Below are 16,912 nucleotides of genomic sequence, written 5' to 3' on the forward strand. Positions count from 1 at the left end.
GTAAAGAAGGCTTCTAGGGCGCTTTGCACCCTTTCGGGTCGGTGTGGCGTCAGGCGGCGGGCGCCGTCGCCAGTGCGTCCCGCAGTCGCCGCGCCTGCGTCACCAGCCGTGACGTGCCGCGCCGGTCCGCCGCCGACGACAGGTGCGGCAGGACACCCCGCGCGCCCGTCCGCTCGGCGCACTCGGCCGCCACGGCCAGCAGTTCACCGAGGCCCCGGGTCGAGGGCGTCGCCGCGCCGGTGGCGAGGTCCGCGAGCAGCACGGGCAGCACGTGACGCAGGACAGCCCACACGGTGGCGTTCGCCCCCGTCGCCGCGGCGGTGCGCACCGCGTCGGCGAGCCGGGCCGGCTTCACCGCGCCGCGCCGCACCAACTGGCCGAGATCCGCGCCCAGCCGGTCGGCGTCGAGCCGGTCCCGGGCCGCCAGCATCAGCAGGGCGTCCACCGCGGCGAGCCGGTCCTCGGCGTGCCGAGCGCCCAACCCGTACGCCACGCACAGATGGGCGGCCTCGCCCGGCTCGCCGTCCGCGTCGGCGAGCCGGGGCAGCACCGTCGCGGCGGCGCCGCGCTGGTCGTTCACAGCCACCTCGGACACGTCCCGCAGCAGCCGTGCGGCCACCAGCTCCGGCCGCTCCGGCAGCAGAGCGAACCAGTGCGAGCGCATCCTCCCGCCCCAATGGCCGCAGTACCAGTGGTCCGAACCCGGGGTCACCGCACGCCCCAACAGTCGCAGGGCGGCAGGGAACTCCTCCGCTTGGAGGTCGGGCACCTCACCCAGTTCCACCAGGATCCGGGTGTCCGCCGTCCGCCGGGCGGCGGAAGGGTCGGTCCGCTCGGCGGTCAACCGGCGCGCGAGCCGCTCTCCCTCCTCGGTGCCCAGCGCGGCCGCCCGTTCGGCCGCCGCGAGCGCCGCCGTGCGGTCGTCCCGCCGCACCCGCAGCAACGCCTGGCCGAAGTCGACCTCGGCGACCCGGGCGCCCGCGCGGCGGTAGGTGTCCAGACGGTCCACCAACTCGTCCGGTTCCAGCAGGCCCGTGCCCCAGCTGGGGGTGGCCAGCAGGAACGGCTGGGGATCGGTGCGCAGCCGGTGGGCCACCTCCCACATGCGGGCCTCGAACGGGCGGGCCAGGGAGTTGTGCGCACAGCCGGAGTTCGTCAACCCGTCCCGGACCACCCGGTGCAGGGTGTCCGTCCGGACCTTCCCGCACAAGGTCGCGAGGAGCAGGTCGAAGGCGCGCGCGCCGTCGAACAGCTCGTGACGGCGAGCGAAGAAGTCGTCTGACGGATGGCCGTACCGCAGCTCCGCCTCGGCCCACCAGCGGCGGGCGACCACTGGTTCGAGGGCCTCGAGCAGGGCGTCCCGGTCCCGGTGGGCGTGCCGGACCAGCCCGTCCAGGGCGCGCTCGAACGCGGACACGTCACTTCCGGAGGCCAGCAACGCGCTGATCTCCTCGGCGGCTTCGACCGCCGACGCGGCAGCGGGCGCCAGGCGCACCGGCTGCGGCGGGGGCGGCAGTACCTCCTCGTGGGACACGGTCCGGTCGTCCGGCGGCGTCGCACCCAGGGTGCGCACCGCCCGTGTGCGCAGCGCCGGGATCAGCTGCTCCGCCGCCCCGGCGAGCTCCTCCCGGACCTCCGCGGAGGTGACCTTGCCGACGTGCCGCTCGACCAGCCTCAGCGCCCGCTCCTGGGCGTCGGAGTCCTCGTGCCCGAACGCCCGGGCGACGGCGGGCAGCAACGCGTCGGCCGCGGCACGGTCTTGGGCGAGTACCTTGCCGAGCAGCACCAGCTGGGCCCGCACGAGCTTCTTCTCCGTGCGGAACAGCACCGCGTCGGTCGCCTCCGCCAACTGCCGCGGCGGCAGTTCTCCGGCCTGGGCCAGGCCGCCCAGCACCGACTGGGCGTGGGAGGCCACCGTCGGCATCGCGTCCGAGGCGAGCGCCGTCCAGTCGGCCGTCCGCCCGCGCTCCTCCTCGCGGGTGAGTGCCAGATCGCCCAGCAGGCGCAGGAACACCCGGAGTTCGGCCGGCGGGCCGCCGCGCAGCAGCCGTGCCACACAGGCGTCGACCACGGCCCGCCGGTCGAGCGCGCCCTCGGCGGTCAGCCGTGCCAGGGCTCTGGTCCAGCTCTCGGGTCCGTCGCCGGACAGCCATCCCAGCTGCGCGCCGACACCCTCGGTGCGGAAGAGGGCGGCGACCAGCTCCGCGAGGTGCGGGTCCTGGCGCAGGCGGTCGCAGACCGTGCCGGCCGGCCGCCGGCTCCCGCTGACGTGGATCAGCCAGCCCCGTACGTAGGCATCCGTCGTCGGCACCGGGCAGCCGGCCAGTCGCACCAGGCCGGCCATCAACTCGTACGGCACGCTGGACGTGGCCGGTCGCTGGGCGAGCCGGTGCGCCACGTCGGCCAGCCACCCGCGGTCGCGGTCGCCCAGCACGTGCAGCAGGACCGCCGGTGACGCCTGCGACCAGCGCATGTCCACGGACGCGAGCCAGTTCGCCACGGCCGCGGCACCGGTCTGGCAGGCCGCCCCGGCCGCGTGCAGCGCGGGGTGGGCACGGCGGGACTCCTCGGACCAGCGGGCCGTCCTCAGCTCCTGGCGGACGGCCTTCAACTCGGGGAAGCAGGCACGCCGCTGCCCGTCGGTCATGCCGTCGAGCAGCGCCACGACCTCGGCCGTCCGACCCGCGCGCACCGCCCTCACCAGCAGCCCCGTCGTGTCCGCGGTCGCGATCGCTGCCGCAGCCTCAGTCGCGGTTGCGGTCGCTGCCGTCGTCGTCATCGCGCACCCCCGTCGATCCGAACCGTCCCCTGCGCCTCGTCGGCGCCCCGCCGCACCATCCGTACCGCCAGCGCGTGCTTGCACGGACCGCGCCCGCCCCGGTACTTGGCCCACCACAGGCAGCTGCACGAGAGCACCCCCGCCTCCTCACGCACCCGGTGCACATGGCCGTCCTCGGCCGTGACCGTCCCGATCGCCCCGTCCAGGGCGACCGCGCCCGCCGCGACGAGGGCGCGGGCCGAACGCAGCCGCGGATTGTGACGCTCCACCCGCTCGGCGTCGTACGGCAGCTCCCGGTGGAAGTAGGCCGCCTCCGCCGTGTCGTACCCGACCCGCCCCGACGTGCCGAGGCGGACCAGCGCCGCACGCGTCCGCTCCGCCGTCAGCCCCGAGGCCGCGGCCAGGTCGGCGATGTCGATCCGCGGCTCCCAGGCGAGGAGCACGGAGACCAACTCGGCGTCCGCGGCGGCCTCGTCGGTGGCGAGGGCGTCGAGCACCCCGCCCTCTCCGGAGAACCCCCGCGAGGCGTCGGGGGACAGGGTGAGGGTGAGGCGCATGCCGGGCAGGAGCACCTCCCAGGCCGAGGCCGTGGCGGCGGCTCCCGGAGCGAGGGCCGGCCCGTAGACCCGCAGGGCCGTGGCGTGCCGCAGCACGCGCTGCATCGCGACCAGCCGCTCCGGACCGGGCAGGCAGGCCGCGCCGGGCACCGCACGCGTCGTCGGCCGCAGCGAACGCCCGGACGGCACGACCCACCGGAGGCCGGGCGCCCCGCTCCGGCCGCCCCGGGGCAGCCCACGCAGGAAGCGCACCGCCTCGGCCGCGTCCAGCTCGGCCCGCAGGTCGAAGCCGGCCGCTATGACCTGGGCCTCGGCGAAGCCGCGCAGCCACCGGTCCGGCAGCGGCACCTTCTTCTCCACCACCGGCCCGTCCAGCGTGGTCACGGCCAGCTCCTCGGGGCCGACCCGGAGGTGCAGCGGGTCGTCGGCGCCGATCCGGGACAGGGCCTCGCGCAGAGGGTTGTTGACGTCGACGTTCGTCGTACCGTGTCCGACCTCGCCGCCGTCGAGACCGGCCGCCAGCACGTCCATGCGGGCGTAGACCCCGCCGCAGCCGGAGAAGGACTCGAAGCGGAGCCGGTCGCCGCCGGCCGTCACCACCGGGTCCAGCGAGGCGCGCAACTGCGGCTGGAAGTACCGTGCGGCGGCCACGTCGGCCACCGCGAGCAGCGCCGCGGACGCCTTCTGAGGCGACGTCAGAAAACCGGTGAAGAACCGTGGATGGGCCACCGCACCGGCGGGCGTCGCACCCCGGGAGGTCTCCAGTCCCAGGCGCTGCCCGCTCGCCGCGGATTCCAGCACGGAGGGTCGTCGATAGGCCACGGCCTGCAAAGATCGCGTCATGAAAAAACCGTAGAGGCGACCACTGACAATGGCTGTGGCCTGCGGAAACGGCCGCGAAGGCCGGGAATTCGGATCAGGCGCCCGACGAGGACGCGGGGCCGCGCACCGGGCGATGACGCCGGTGCGCGGCACTCCCGACAGGCTACGGGACCGGCCGCGGGACTATTGGCCGACCCGGCCCGGCCGCAGCACCTTCGTGAACAGCACCGTGCCGTCCTGTTCGCGCAGCCGCACCGTCATCTCGGCGCTGTCGCCGTCGATGTCGACCTCGCCGAAGAACTGGTAGCCGCCCGCGGGCGAGACGTTCGAGGCGGTCGGCGCCTTCACGAAGACCCGTTCGGGACCGAAGGTGCCGTCCAGTGCGCTGGCCGGGAACGCGCCCGCGTTGAGCGGCCCGGACACGAACTCCCAGAACGGCTCGAAGTCACCGAACGCGGCCCGCGAGGGCTGGTAGTGCTGGGCCGAGGTGTGGTGCACGTCGGCCGTCAGCCACACCGTGCCGGTGATCCGGCGGTGCTTGACGAAGCGCAGCAGTTCGGCGATCTGAAGCTCGCGCCCGAGGGGAGCGCCGGGGTCGCCCTGCGCGATCGCCTCGATGTTGGGCGCGCCCTCGGTGGCGTCCGGCACGACGAGGCCGATCGGCATGTCGGCCGCGATGACCTTCCACACCGCACGCGACCGCGCCAGTTCCCGCTTGAGCCACTCCAACTGCTCGCGGCCGAGGATGCCCTGCGGGTCCACGGTCTGTTCGCCGGGGGAGTTGGCGTTGCGGTAGGTCCGCATGTCCAGCACGAACACGTCGAGCAGCGGGCCCTGGCGCAGCACCCGGTGCACACGCCCCTCCCGCGCGCCGGGGCGCAGGGTGGAGATCGGGAAGTACTCGCTGAACGCGCGCCGGGCGCGGGCGGCCAGGACGTCGACGCTCTTCTCCGTGTACCGGTCGTCCGTGTCGGCGATCACCTGGCCCGGGTACCAGTTGTTGCGGACCTCGTGGTCGTCCCACTGGATGACCGACGGGACCCGCGCGTTGAAGCGCCGCAGGTTCTCGTCGAGCAGGTTGTAGCGGAAGTTGCCGCGGAACTCGGCGAGGGTCTCGGCGACCTTGGACTTCTCCTCGGTGGTGATGTTCCGCCAGGTGCCGCCGTCCGGCAGGGCGGCCGTCTCGGCGATGGGGCCGTCGGCGTAGATGTTGTCGCCGCTGCACAGGAAGAAGTCCGGGTCCAGGGCCCCCATGGCGTCGTAGATGCGGTAGCCGCCGAGGTCCGGGTTGATGCCCCAGCCCTGCCCCGCGAGGTCGCCGGACCACACGAAACGCACGCCCTCGCGGCGGCGGACCGGCACGGTGCGGAAGGTGCCGGTGACCGGCTCGCCCGTGCGGCGCGGGTCGTCCGGGTCGGCGAGCTGCACGCGATAGTGGATCTGCTCGCCCGGCGGCAGACCCCGCAGCCGGGTGGTGCCGGTGAAGTCGGTGTCGCGTCCGAGCAGCGGACCGTGCCACCGGTGCGGGTGGCGGAAGGACTCGGTCGCCGACGTTTCGACGATCATCCGGGCCGGCCGGTCGGACCGCACCCAGACCAGACCGGAGTGGGAGGTGACGTCTCCCGTCTGCACGCCCCAGCCCGCCCCCGGCCGCCCCGATCGGGCGAACGCCGGCGCCGCTCCCAGGGCGGTGGGCAGGGTCAGGGCGGCCGACGCGGCGAGCGAACCGCGCAGCACGCTGCGGCGGCCGGGCAACGGACGGTGTGACATGGATGCGCCTCCAGGGACGGGATCCGGCCGGTGTGCGGGCCAGGGTTCGAGCCAGTGTGCAGAGCCAGACCTACTGGCACCGCGCGGCGTTCACGGAAATTGCGGGTGAACAACCCGGACGCCCGTGGGGGCCCGAACGCCTCGGGGGGCAAGGGAAACCCTGGGGGTCCCGGGCAATCCATCGCCCGCCCGCCCGCAGCGCGTGCCGTGTCACACGGCCCGTGCCATCCTCGCCACCCCCTCCCGGATCCGTCCCGGTGTGAGATGCGCGTACCCCAGCACCAGCCGCACCTCCTTCCACGTCACGGGGCCCGCGCCCACTGGACCCGCGCCCCCTGGGCCCTCGCCCCCCGGACCCCCGCCCCTCGGTCCGCCGGCCGCACCGCCGTGCGCGTACGCCGTCAGCGGGCGCACCGCGACGCCCGCCGCCGTCACGCGCGCGAGGAACCCCTCCTCGGGCCCGTACCGCTCCGGAAGCGTGGCGATGGCGTGCAGCCCGGCGGCGATGCCGGTGACCCGTGAGCCGGGGAAGTGTTCGGCCAGCGCGGCCACCAGGGCGTCGCGGCGCTCCCGGTAGGCGCGCTGGCAGACACGGAGCCGGCGGTCGTAGTCGCCACGCTCGACGAAACGGGCGAAGACCGCCTGGTCGAGGGTCGGGTGCCCCAGGTCGGTGGTGCGCTTGCGCTCGACGACGGCGTCCGCCAGCCAGTCGGGCACCAGCAGCCAGCCCAGCCGCAGCCCCGGGGCGAGGGACTTGCTGACCGAGCCCGTATAGGCGACGCGTTCCGGATCGAGTCCCTGGAGCGCGCCCACGGGGGCGCGGTCGTAGCGGAAGTCGCCGTCGTAGTCGTCCTCCAGCACGAGGCCGTCCACGGACCGCGCCCAGTCGAGCAGTTCGGCGCGCCGCCGCGCCGAGTAGGCGATCCCGGTGGGGAACTGGTGGGCGGGGGTCGTCACCACGAGCCGGACGCCCGACGCGTACAGCGGGCCCGTGGCGAGGCCCTCGCCGTCCAGGGGGAGGGGCACCGGGCCGAGTCCCGCCGCGGCGTACAGGGCGTGGTGCTGAGGGCTGCCGGGGTCCTCGACGCCGGCGGTGCGCGACCCGCGCGCGTGGAGCACGCCCGCCAGCAGCGAGGTGGCCTGCGCCACGCCTGAGACCACCATGATCCGTTCCGGGTCCGCCACCACGCCCCGGCGCCGCGCGAGCAGCTCGGCCAGGGCGGTCCGCAGCCGGGGCAGCCCGCGCGGGTCGGGGTAGCCGAGGCTCTCGTGCTCCAGCTCCGTCAGCACGCCCCGCTGCGCGGCGGCCCACGCCGAGCGGGGGAAGAGCGACAGATCCGGTGTCCCCGGCACGAAGTCGACGCGATCCGCGGGGGAGCGCGGGGCGAGATCACGCGCGCGCGGACGGGCGGCCCGAACGGCGTCCCCCACCCACGTCCCCGCGCCCCGACCACTGCGCAGATAGCCCTCGGCCGTCAGCTGCTCGTACGCCTCCGTCACCAGCCCCCGCGACACCTTCAGGTCGGCCGCGAGGTCCCGGCTGGACGGGAGGCGGGTGCCCGGCGTGAGCCGGCCCGAGCGGACCGCGTCACGCAGGGCCTCCTGCAAGGCACGGCCACGCGCACGTGCCGGTGCCGAGGCGGCGGGCAGCAGCAACTCCCAGGCCGCGCTGCCGGCGGCGGAGCCAGGAGGGCCGCCAGGAGGGCCGCCCGGACCGGTCGACGGCGTCATGAAAGAAGTCCCCCCGAACATCACGTCTGCACCACGTCTGCTCAATCGTCTCCACTTTACGAGGGGTTGGACCCGTTGGTGCGTAAACCGGAGTGACAGACCACAGCGAGGGGGCAGGCCGAGGCCGCGCCCCGGAATCGTACGCGCAATCCAGGAGCGCCCGTGGACGCCAAGAACCGTTTCGAGACGAAGACCACCTTCGCTCTCTCCCGACTCGAATGGCTGGGCTTTCTCGCCGTATCGCTCGTGCTTGCCTTCCAGCACCTCACGGAAATCCGCTGGGCCGTCTTCGTGCTGCTGTTCGCGGTGATCGACGTCGTCGGATACCTGCCCGGCGCGATCGCCTTCCGGCGCAGCCCCGACGGACACGTTCCGCGCGCCTGCTACGTGGCCTACAACACCATGCACAGCCTGGTCACAGCGGGTCTCCTGGCCGGGGCGTGGGCGCTGTTCGTCCGGCCGGAATGGGCCCTGCTGGCCCTCCCGATCCACCTCATGGTCGACCGGGCCCTCTTCGGGAACTCCCTCAAACCCTTCGGTGTCGCCTTCGAGCCGGAAACCACCCCGGAGTTCCGCAGGTTCGAGCAGCGGTACCACTCGGCGGCGGATTCCGGTGAAAGTGCCGCCGCGCGGACTTCCGTGGAGGACGCCGATGCCGTCCGTGCTTGACACACTCGCCGCGCACAGCGACAACCCCAGTTCCTTTCTCGCGCTCAACAGCGGAAACGCGTACTTCCACGACGGCGGGTTCGACGGCGCCTGCGCCTATCGCACCTCGGGCCGCTACGTCCTGCAATTCGGCGGCCCGTTCACCGCGCCGGAACACCGGGCACGCCTGCTGGAGGCGTTCGCCGCCCACGCCGGCCGCCGGCTGGTCGCCGTGCAACTGCAACGGGCGGACGCCGAGCTGTACGCGGAGCACGGCTTCACGGTCAACCAGCTCGGGGCGTCGTACGCGGTCGACCTGAGCCGTTTCACGCTGCGCGGCTCACGGTTCGTCCGGCTGCGGAACAAGATCTCGCGCGCCCGGCGGGCGGGCCTGGAGGTCGCCGAGGTCACGGCCGGCGACGACTGCGCCGAACTGGACCGGATCGACCAGTGCTGGCTGCGGGACAAGGGCCGGCACGTCAAGGAGCTGCGCTTCCTCGTCGGCCAGCGCAACGGGAGCCTCCAGCGGCACCGCCGGCTGTTCGTCGGCCGGATCGACGGCGAGACGGCCGGCTACATCAACTACTCGCCGGTCTACGGCAGCCGCCCCGGCTGGCTGCACGACCTCAGCCGGCGCCGCCCCGACGCTCCGCCCGGCGTGATGGAGGCGCTCAACGCCACCGTCATGGAACGGCTCACCGCCGACGGAGCGGGCTGGCTGCACTTCGGCTTCACCCCGTTCACCGGGCTCGACCCGGAGCACGAACTGCCCGGAGCCAGCCGGCTGTTCACCCGGTTCGCCCGGTTCCTCGCCGAGCGCGGCGAGGTGATCTACCCGGCGGCCTCCCAGCTCGAGTACAAGCAGAAGTGGGCCCCGCACGTGGTCCTGCCGGAGTACATCGCCTTCCGCGGCAGGCCCCGCCCCGGCGCGGTCTGGCAGTTGCTGCGCGCCACCAACGCCCTCTGAGCCACCGCGTCCACGGCCGCGCGAGCGCCGCGCCGATTCCGTATCCGTCCCACCCTGGAGGACCGCACGCCCATGAGATTCCTAGAGCGTGAACGCGCCACCCTCGCGAAGCTGCTGCCCGACCTGGACCCCGCCCTGCGCGAGGCCCCGCTGATGGAGCTGGAACGGCCGGGCAGCCCGGGCATCCGGCACTTCCGGGACAGCGGCGGTCCGGGACTGCTCGTCCCCGAGGCCCACCAGGGCCGGGGCGCCACCGCGCTCGATGCCCTGCGCGTGCAGCGGGCCATCGGCAGCCGCTCGCCGTCCCTGGCCGTGGCCACCACCATGCATCACTTCTCGATGGCCACCCTGGTCGGGATCGGCGGTCTCGGCGACGGCTTGGAGTGGATGCTGATCGAGGGCGTGGCCTCGTCCAACCGTTTGATCGCCTCCGGCTTCGCCGAGGGCCGCAGCGGCGCGGGCATCCTCGACCCGTCGATGACCGCCACGGTGACCGCGGACGGCGTCCGGATCAACGGCGTCAAACGGCCGTGCAGCCTGGCCCACTCCATGGACGTGCTCACCGCCAGCGTGCTGATCCCGCGCGAGGACGGGCAGGGCGACGAACTCGCCGTAGCCCTCGTGCCCGCGGAGAGCGAGGGCATGAGCGTCAGCGGCTTCTGGTCCAGCGCCTTCCTCGCCGGGGCCGAGAGCGAACAGGTCACGCTCACCGACGTCCTCGTACCGCCGGAACTCCTGCTGCGCACCGGGACGACCTCCGGTGAACAGCTCGACGAACTCCAGACGGCCGGTCTGATCTGGTTCCAGACACTGATGACGGGCAGCTACCTCGGCGCCGCGAGCGCGCTGGTGGAACGGGTGCTGCTGAACGACCGCATCCCCGAGCACGACCGGGTACGCCTCTTCGTCGAGACCGAGGCCGCCATGGCCACCGCCGAGGGCGTCGCCCGGCGTGTCGACGCCGGTGACCTCGACGAGTCGGCGCTCGCACAGGCGTTGTACGTGCGCTACGGAGTCCAGGACGCCATCGCCCGGGTCGTTCCGCGCGCGGTCGAACTCCTCGGCGGCCTCAACTTCATGACGTCCGACGAGGTGGGCCACCTGGCCGCCTGCGCCAACGGACTCTCCCTGCACCCGCCGTCGCGCTCCCGGATGACCGCCCCGTTCTCCGCGTACCTGGCGGACCGGCCACTGGCCATCGCCTGACCGCGCCTCCCACCGTCCAACGGTGGGCCGAGACCCGTTGGGAGAACACACCCCCCCATGCCGTCAGACAACCAGCGTCTCGCCCTCCTGCCCGCCGGCCGTACGGGACGGCGCGACCGCCCCTCCCTGCTGCTCACCGGCGGTTCCGGAGTCCTCGGACGTGCCCTGATCGACGAGCTGTCACCCGACTTCGACCTGCTGTGCCTGCGCCGCGACACACCGTTGCGCGATCCGCGGGTGCGCGAGCTCCAGGGCGACCTGGTAGCTCCCCGGCTCGGCCTGAGCCCACTGGCCTGGCACGAACTGGCCCTCGAGGTGGACGTGGTGCTGCACTGCGCCGCCGAGACCAACTGGCGGACGCCGCCGCAGGACATCACGCGCACCAATCTGCGCGGTGCCGACACCATGCTCGACCTGGCGGCCCGGGCCGACGCCCCGCTGTACCTGGTGAGTACCGCGTTCGTGGCCCACACCCCCACCGAGGAGGACCACCGGCGCTTCCCGGGTGCGGCCGCCTACCTCGACTCCAAGGCCCGGGCCGAACAGATGACACGCGAGGCGGGCGTGCCCGGCGCCATCGTCCGGCCCTCGGTCGTCATGGGTGACTCCGTCAGCGGGCGGATCGCCGGTGAGCAGGGGCTGACCAGGACGATCGGCTCGATGGTCCTGGGGCAGGCCCCGGTGCTGCCCGGAGCCCCCGAGACCCGGATCGACATGGTGCCCCAGGACTACGTCTCGCGGGCCATCGGCGACCTGGTCCGGGGCGGTGTGGCCGACGGGGAGTACTGGTTGACGGCCGGCAAGGAGGCCATCGACCTGCGGGAGTTCGCCGACGTCTGCGCGGACGTCGCCGTACGCCACGGCCTGCCCCGGCCGCAGCGGCCCCGGCTCATCCCTGTCGATGCCGTGCACCGGCTGCTCCTGCCCATGCTGGAGGGCACCTCGCTGCCCGCGTCCCTGAGGCGGCGGCTGGAGTACTACGCGGAACTGCTGCTGGTGTTCCAGCGGGAGCTGCCGTTCGACACCTCCCTCGGCGAACCCCACTGCGGCACCCGCCTGACTCGGACCGACATCCGGGCCGCGCTCGTCCGCAACGCGGAGAGCTGGGCCGGGGACAGGGCCTGCCTGCCCGGCCGGAACCGATCCGCCGCGACCGCCCCCATGGAGGTGGCGTCATGACCGTCTCACCCCCGACCACCGAGACCACCGAGACCACAGGCACCACCGAGATCACCGGCACCACCGGCACCACTGGGCTGTCCACCGGGTCGGCCGCCTCGCCCTCCCAGCCTTCCGCCCCGTCCTCCGAGCCCTCCACCCCGCGCGCCGGAACCGCCGTGCCGACCGACCGGCCCGACATCGTGGACCTCTACCTCAAGCACATCGGCTCCGGCCGTGCCGTGATGGGCCGTGTCATGGGCGGCATGGCCGAGGTCCGCTCCGAAGGGGGCTGGATCCACACCGACGACGGCCGCCGCTTCCTGGACTTCGGCGGCTACGGCGTCTTCATCATGGGCCACCGCCACCCGGCCGTCGTCGAAGCGGTGCACCGGCAGATCGACACCCACCCGCTGGCCAGCCGCGTCCTCCTCGAACCCGTCGCCGCCCTGGCCGCCCAGGCCCTGGCCGCCCACACCCCGCCCGGCCTCGACTACGTCCACTTCGTCAACTCCGGCGCCGAGGCCACCGAGGCGGCCCTGAAACTGGCCCGCGCGCACGGACTCACCTCGGTGATCACCACCCGCAGCGGCTTCCACGGCAAGACCCTCGGCGCGCTGAGCGTCACCGCCAACGCCACGTACCAGACGCCCTTCCAGCCCCTGCTCCCGGACGTCACCCAGGTGGCCTACGACGACCCGGCCGACCTCGAACAGGCGCTGGCCGCCCACCGCGACCGGGCCTGCGTCATCGTCGAACCCGTCCAGGGCGAGGGCGGCGTACGCATCCCCCGCCCCGGCTACCTCGGTCAGGTGCGGGCGCTGTGCCGGGCGTACGGCGCCCTGCTGGTCGCCGACGAGATCCAGACCGGCATGGGACGGCTGGGCACCTGGTGGGGCGTCGACGCCGAGGACGTGCGTCCGGACGTGCTGCTCGTCGGCAAGGGACTCAGCGGCGGTGTCGTACCGGTCGCCGCGATGGTCGCCACCGCGGAGGCCTACGCCCCCTTCAGCCGCGACCCCTACCTGCACACCTCCACCTTCGGCGCCTCGCCGATCGCCTGCGCCGCCGCCCTCGCCACCGTACGGGCCATGGAGGAGGAGGACACCGTGGCCCGGGCCGCCGCGCTCGGCCCGCGCATCCTCACCGCCGTACGGGAGGTGTGCGCGCCGTACCAGGGCGGACTGGTCCGCGACGTGCGCGGCCGGGGCCTGCTGATCGGCATCGAGTTCGCCGAAGAACAGGCGGTTGGCGAACTCCTGCTGGAACTGATCTCCCGCGGTGTGCTCGTCAACAACTCCCTCAACTCCACCCGGGTGCTGCGGCTGACCCCGCCGGCCGTGGTCGAGGACGCCGCGCTCGACCTGTTCCTCACCACCCTCGGCGCGGCCCTGCGCGGCACGGCCGACCGTATGACCGGCTGACCCCGGCTCCTGGCGCCGGCGCCAGCCACCAGCTCCGGACACCAGCGTCCGAAAACCCTCCGGGAAGGAACCGAACGACCCATGCGCCACGTGGTTCTGCACGCCCTCGCCGACAAACTGGCACCCGCCGACGTCTACGCCCGCATCAGCGACTTCCGCCGCTTTCCCGAGTACAGCGACACCTTCCGCGAGGTGCACGTCGAGCCGCCGCTGCCCGACGGCTCCACGACCTCGGACTGGACCGTCGAGTTCCGGGGCGGCCTGATGCGGTGGCGGGAACGCGACACCTACTCGCCCGAGACGTACTCCATCGCCTTCGAGCAGCTCAGCGGCGACTTCCAGGCCTTCGAGGGGAGCTGGCGCTGCGAAGCGAGGGACGGCGGCACGCTCGTCGTCTACACCGCGGCCTTCGACCTGGGCATCCCGTCCATGGCCGAGATCCTCGACCCGGTGGCCGAGTCGACCCTGCGGACCAACGTCGCCCGCGTGCTGCGGGGCCTTGCGGGCGCGGAGGTGATCGATGAGCGCGCGGCTGCGGCTGGTGACTGACCGGGCGGCCGTCGCGGGCGCCCCGACGCCGGCCGCCGACCCGCCGCGCGAGGAAGCACTGCACGAGGAACCGGGGCCCGGCGCCGCCCGCTGCCTCGGTCTGTACGCCAAGCTGGCCGCCGGCGTGACCGTCGTGACCGCCCGCGGCGAGGACGGCCCGCTGGGCATGACGGTGTCCGCCGTCACCTCGCTCTCCGCCCGCCCGCCGCTGCTCCTTGCCTGTCTGCGCGACGGCTCCCGCACCCTCGCCGCCGTCCGGGGCCGGCGGACCTTCGCCGTGCACCTGCTGCGCGAGGAACAGCAGGAGCTCGCGGGCCGGTTCGCGTCCCCCACCACGACCGCGGCGGAGCGGTTCGCCGGGACCGAAACCCGGCAGGTGCTGGGCGTCCCCGTGCTGGCCGGCGCGCTCGCCTGGTCGGTGTGCCTGACCGAGGACGTACGCCGCTACGGCGACCACCACCTCGTCGTCGGGCGGGTCGCCGCCGTGCACGTGGGCGGCGGACGCCCGCTGCTGTGGCACGACCGCCGGTTCGGTGCGCTGACCGAGCCGGTGCCGGACGCCGCCGGATGACCAGGCCGCCGGCCGGAACGCCGTACTGGGACCCCGCGGAACTGCCGACGCAGCCCCAGTTGCACGGCGTGGTCACCGCGGACGTGGCCGTCGTCGGGGCCGGGCTGGCCGGGCTGTCCTGCGCCTACCACCTGGCGGAGCGTGCCCCCGGGCTCGACATCGCGGTGGTGGACGCCGAGCACCCGGCCGCCGGCGCCAGCGGCCGGGGCACCGGTCTGCTGGGCCCCCGGGCCGGCCCCGCGGTCGACCGCGCGGTGCGCCGCTTCGGCCCGCAGACGGCGCGCAGGATGCACCGGGCCAGTGAGCGGGCGGTGCGCGACGTCCTCGACCTGTGCGCCCGGCTCGACGTGCCCTGCGGGCTGCGGCCCGGCGAGCAGCTGGTGGCCACGCGGTCGTCCGCGGGCCTGGTGGCACTCGCCCGCCAGGCCCGCGCCTGCCGCGAACTCGGCCTGGACGTCCCCGTCCTCACCCCGGCCGGCATCCGCGACCGGGTCGGCGTGCCCTACCGGGCGGCACTCCTGCACCGCCCCGCCGCGACCCTCGACCCGGCCGCCCTGACCTGCGCCCTCGCCCGTGCCTGCGCCGACAAAGGCGTGCGGTTCTACGGCCGCAGCCCGCTGCTGGCCCTCCGCCCCGGCGATCTGGTCGGCCCCGAGCTGGTCCTCCCGCACGGCAGGCTCTACGCCGGTCAGGCGGTGCTGGCCGTCAACTCGGCCGCGCAGGCACTGGACCTGCCGGTCGGTACCGTCCTGCCGCTCGAGGTGTACGCCGTCGCCACCGAACCGCTGAGCGCCCCGGCCTACGAGGCCCTGGGAGGGCGGGCCGGACACTCCGTCGTCGACGCCGTCCCGCTGGCGCCGTACTTCCGGCTGCTCCCGGACCGGGGCCTGGTGGCGGGCGGCGGCACCGCCACGGTCCCCGGGGCTTTCGGCGCTCCCCGCCTCCAGGCCGTCAGGGAGCGCGCCTGGGCCTGGCTGGAGAGGTGGCTGCGGTCCCTGCATCCGGACCTCGCCCGGGTACGGGTCACCCACCGCTGGTCCGGCCGCATCGGCATGACGGGCGACGACCTGCCGGTGGTGGGGCCGGTGCCGGGCTTCGACGACGTCTGGTACATCGGCGGCTGCTGCGGGCACGGACTCGCCCTGTCCGTGGCGCACGGCGCGCACGTGGCCGCGGCCCTGCTGGGTGAGCCGGAACCCGGTGAACCGCTTCCGTGGCACCGTTCCCGGGCCCCGCGCCTGCCCGCACGCGGACCCGCGGGGCCCCTGCTTGGGGCGTACGTGGACACACTGGGGCGAATCGCTCGGCATACGTGCTGACGACGGACGCGGCCGCATCCGTACCCCAGCTCTGCGGACCGCGGACTCCAGCCCGGCGGACCGCGGACGCCGGCTCCGCGGCCCCAGCCCTCGCCGCCCCCAGCCTCGCAGCCCCACTGATCCTCAGAACCCGACCAGGAGGTTCCACCATGCGACCCCACCTCGGTACGGACGGCCGCCTGCCGTCGGCCCTGTCCATGGGAACCGTAGATGCCGCCTTCCACCTGGCGACGGGCGGCAACCCGGTGCCGCTCGCGTTCACGTTCGGGTTCGAAGGCCGTGCCCCCACCCTGGACTCCGTACGCGCCCGGGTCGCCGAACGCGTCCACCACGTCCCGGCGTTGCGCTACCGCATCGCACGGGACCGCAGGAAGTTCCGGCGAGTGGACCGGATCGCGGTGGACCGGCACGTGCACGAGGCGTGGCTGCCCGAGGACACCGACGGGTCGGCGACCAGCCGCCTGATGCTGTCCCGGCCGATGAACACGGACGACCGGCCGCCCTGGGACGTGTGGCTGGTCCACGGCCCGGCGGACCGGCACACCCTGGTCTACCGCACCGACCACACCTTCCAGGACGGCATGGGCGCCGCCTACACCGCCCGCGCACTCCTCGGAGACCACCCGGAGGGCGGACCGGCCCCACAGCGTCCCGCCCGGCCCACCGCACACGGCCTCGCGGACGCCCTGGGCGAGGTGGTGGCCGCCTTCCGCGCGCCCACCCCGAAACCCGCGTTCGACGGAGAATCCACGGGCCGCGTCGACGTCTGCCACGCCGACACCCCGCTGGCCCGGCTGCGCGCCGTCGCCCGCGCCCACGGCGGCACGGTCACCGACGTCTACCTCGCGGCCCTGTCCCACGCCGTCCGCACCTGGTACCTGAAGGACACCGGCTCGGCCCATCCGCCACTGCCCGTGTCGATCCCGATGTCGGTCCGGGCCCCGGGGGAGGAGTGCGCCCCGGGCAACCGCATGGTCACCGCCCGGCTCCTGCTGCCCTGCGACGAGGAGTCACCGCAGCGGGCCCTGGCCCGGGTCGTCGCCGGTACGGGCCGGCTGCGGGAGAGCCGGCGGCGCGACGCCATGCGCCTGCTGCTGTCCGCCTCCCCGCGGGCACTCGGCGCCACCGTCGGCACCCGCCTGGTCCGCGGGGCGTTCGTGGCCGGCCCGGTGAGCAGCGTGAACTTCGGCACGGCCCTGGTCCACCAGGGGATCGCGGCCCGTCGCGCGGCCACGTTCGCCGGCGTCGCGTCAGGCATCCGGTGTGTGACGACGCTGACGAGCCAGCACGACACCGCCTGCCTGACCGTCGTTCACGACGAGGCCCTGGCGACCGCGGACGAACTCCCCGACCTGTGGCTCGCGGCGCTGCTGGAGCTGGAGCGGTCGTAGCCACGGCACCACGCGCAGGC

At 74.2% G+C, this 16,912-nt stretch carries 13 protein-coding genes; 9 read left to right on the plus strand and 4 right to left on the minus strand.

Annotated elements, in window-relative coordinates:
- Window positions 1–49: 49 nt before the first annotated feature.
- From B9W62_RS32900 to B9W62_RS32915, 4 genes are all read right to left on the minus strand, one after another.
- Window positions 50–2,779: a DUF7824 domain-containing protein gene (locus B9W62_RS32900; RefSeq protein WP_087810558.1), complete on the minus strand. Its 2,730-nt coding sequence runs from the start codon at window positions 2,777–2,779 to the stop codon at window positions 50–52.
- Window positions 2,776–4,179, minus strand: a complete 1,404-nt coding sequence (locus tag B9W62_RS32905) for an SWIM zinc finger family protein (RefSeq protein WP_087810559.1) — start codon at window positions 4,177–4,179, stop codon at window positions 2,776–2,778. Before B9W62_RS32905 ends, B9W62_RS32900 begins: the two co-directional genes overlap by 4 nt.
- Before the next feature lie 162 nt (window positions 4,180–4,341).
- Entirely contained in the window at window positions 4,342–5,928 is a 1,587-nt protein-coding gene (locus B9W62_RS32910; protein ID WP_087810560.1) for an alkaline phosphatase D family protein, read from the minus strand.
- A 210-nt stretch (window positions 5,929–6,138) separates the two neighbouring features.
- A complete protein-coding gene (locus B9W62_RS32915; protein WP_087810561.1) occupies window positions 6,139–7,659 on the minus strand; it encodes a MocR-like pyridoxine biosynthesis transcription factor PdxR in 1,521 nt (506 codons plus the stop codon).
- 162 nt (window positions 7,660–7,821) lie between these two features.
- Between B9W62_RS32915 and B9W62_RS32920 the strand changes: the two genes are divergently transcribed.
- The 9 genes from B9W62_RS32920 (at window position 7,822) to B9W62_RS32960 (ending at window position 16,892) form a co-directional block, all read left to right on the plus strand.
- Window positions 7,822–8,328: a hypothetical protein gene (locus tag B9W62_RS32920; protein WP_087810562.1), complete on the plus strand. Its 507-nt coding sequence runs from the start codon at window positions 7,822–7,824 to the stop codon at window positions 8,326–8,328.
- Window positions 8,312–9,274, plus strand: coding sequence for a bifunctional lysylphosphatidylglycerol flippase/synthetase MprF (locus B9W62_RS32925; RefSeq protein ID WP_087810563.1), 963 nt, complete (start codon window positions 8,312–8,314; stop codon window positions 9,272–9,274). Before B9W62_RS32920 ends, B9W62_RS32925 begins: the two co-directional genes overlap by 17 nt.
- A gap of 72 nt (window positions 9,275–9,346) precedes the next feature.
- Window positions 9,347–10,480 (plus strand): acyl-CoA dehydrogenase family protein, encoded by a 1,134-nt coding sequence (locus B9W62_RS32930; protein ID WP_087810564.1) that lies wholly within the window; start codon window positions 9,347–9,349, stop codon window positions 10,478–10,480.
- A 57-nt stretch (window positions 10,481–10,537) separates the two neighbouring features.
- Entirely contained in the window at window positions 10,538–11,659 is a 1,122-nt protein-coding gene (locus B9W62_RS32935; protein ID WP_087810565.1) for an SDR family oxidoreductase, read from the plus strand.
- The gene (locus B9W62_RS32940; protein WP_087810566.1) at window positions 11,656–13,062 is read left to right on the plus strand and encodes an aspartate aminotransferase family protein; all 1,407 of its coding nucleotides are present in this window, start codon (window positions 11,656–11,658) and stop codon (window positions 13,060–13,062) included. Before B9W62_RS32935 ends, B9W62_RS32940 begins: the two co-directional genes overlap by 4 nt.
- Before the next feature lie 81 nt (window positions 13,063–13,143).
- On the plus strand, window positions 13,144–13,611 hold the full coding sequence (locus tag B9W62_RS32945) for an aromatase/cyclase (protein ID WP_087810567.1): 468 nt from the start codon (window positions 13,144–13,146) through the stop codon (window positions 13,609–13,611).
- On the plus strand, window positions 13,583–14,182 hold the full coding sequence (locus B9W62_RS32950) for a flavin reductase family protein (RefSeq protein ID WP_179235790.1): 600 nt from the start codon (window positions 13,583–13,585) through the stop codon (window positions 14,180–14,182). The genes B9W62_RS32945 and B9W62_RS32950 overlap by 29 nt, the downstream gene beginning before the upstream one ends.
- Entirely contained in the window at window positions 14,179–15,501 is a 1,323-nt protein-coding gene (locus B9W62_RS32955) for an NAD(P)/FAD-dependent oxidoreductase (protein WP_087810568.1), read from the plus strand. Before B9W62_RS32950 ends, B9W62_RS32955 begins: the two co-directional genes overlap by 4 nt.
- 149 nt (window positions 15,502–15,650) lie before the next feature.
- Window positions 15,651–16,892, plus strand: coding sequence for a wax ester/triacylglycerol synthase domain-containing protein (locus B9W62_RS32960; RefSeq protein WP_087810569.1), 1,242 nt, complete (start codon window positions 15,651–15,653; stop codon window positions 16,890–16,892).
- Window positions 16,893–16,912 lie beyond the last annotated feature (20 nt).

The organism is Streptomyces sp. CS113 (assembly GCF_002188365.1).
In the GTDB taxonomy this organism is placed as follows: domain Bacteria; phylum Actinomycetota; class Actinomycetes; order Streptomycetales; family Streptomycetaceae; genus Streptomyces; species Streptomyces tendae.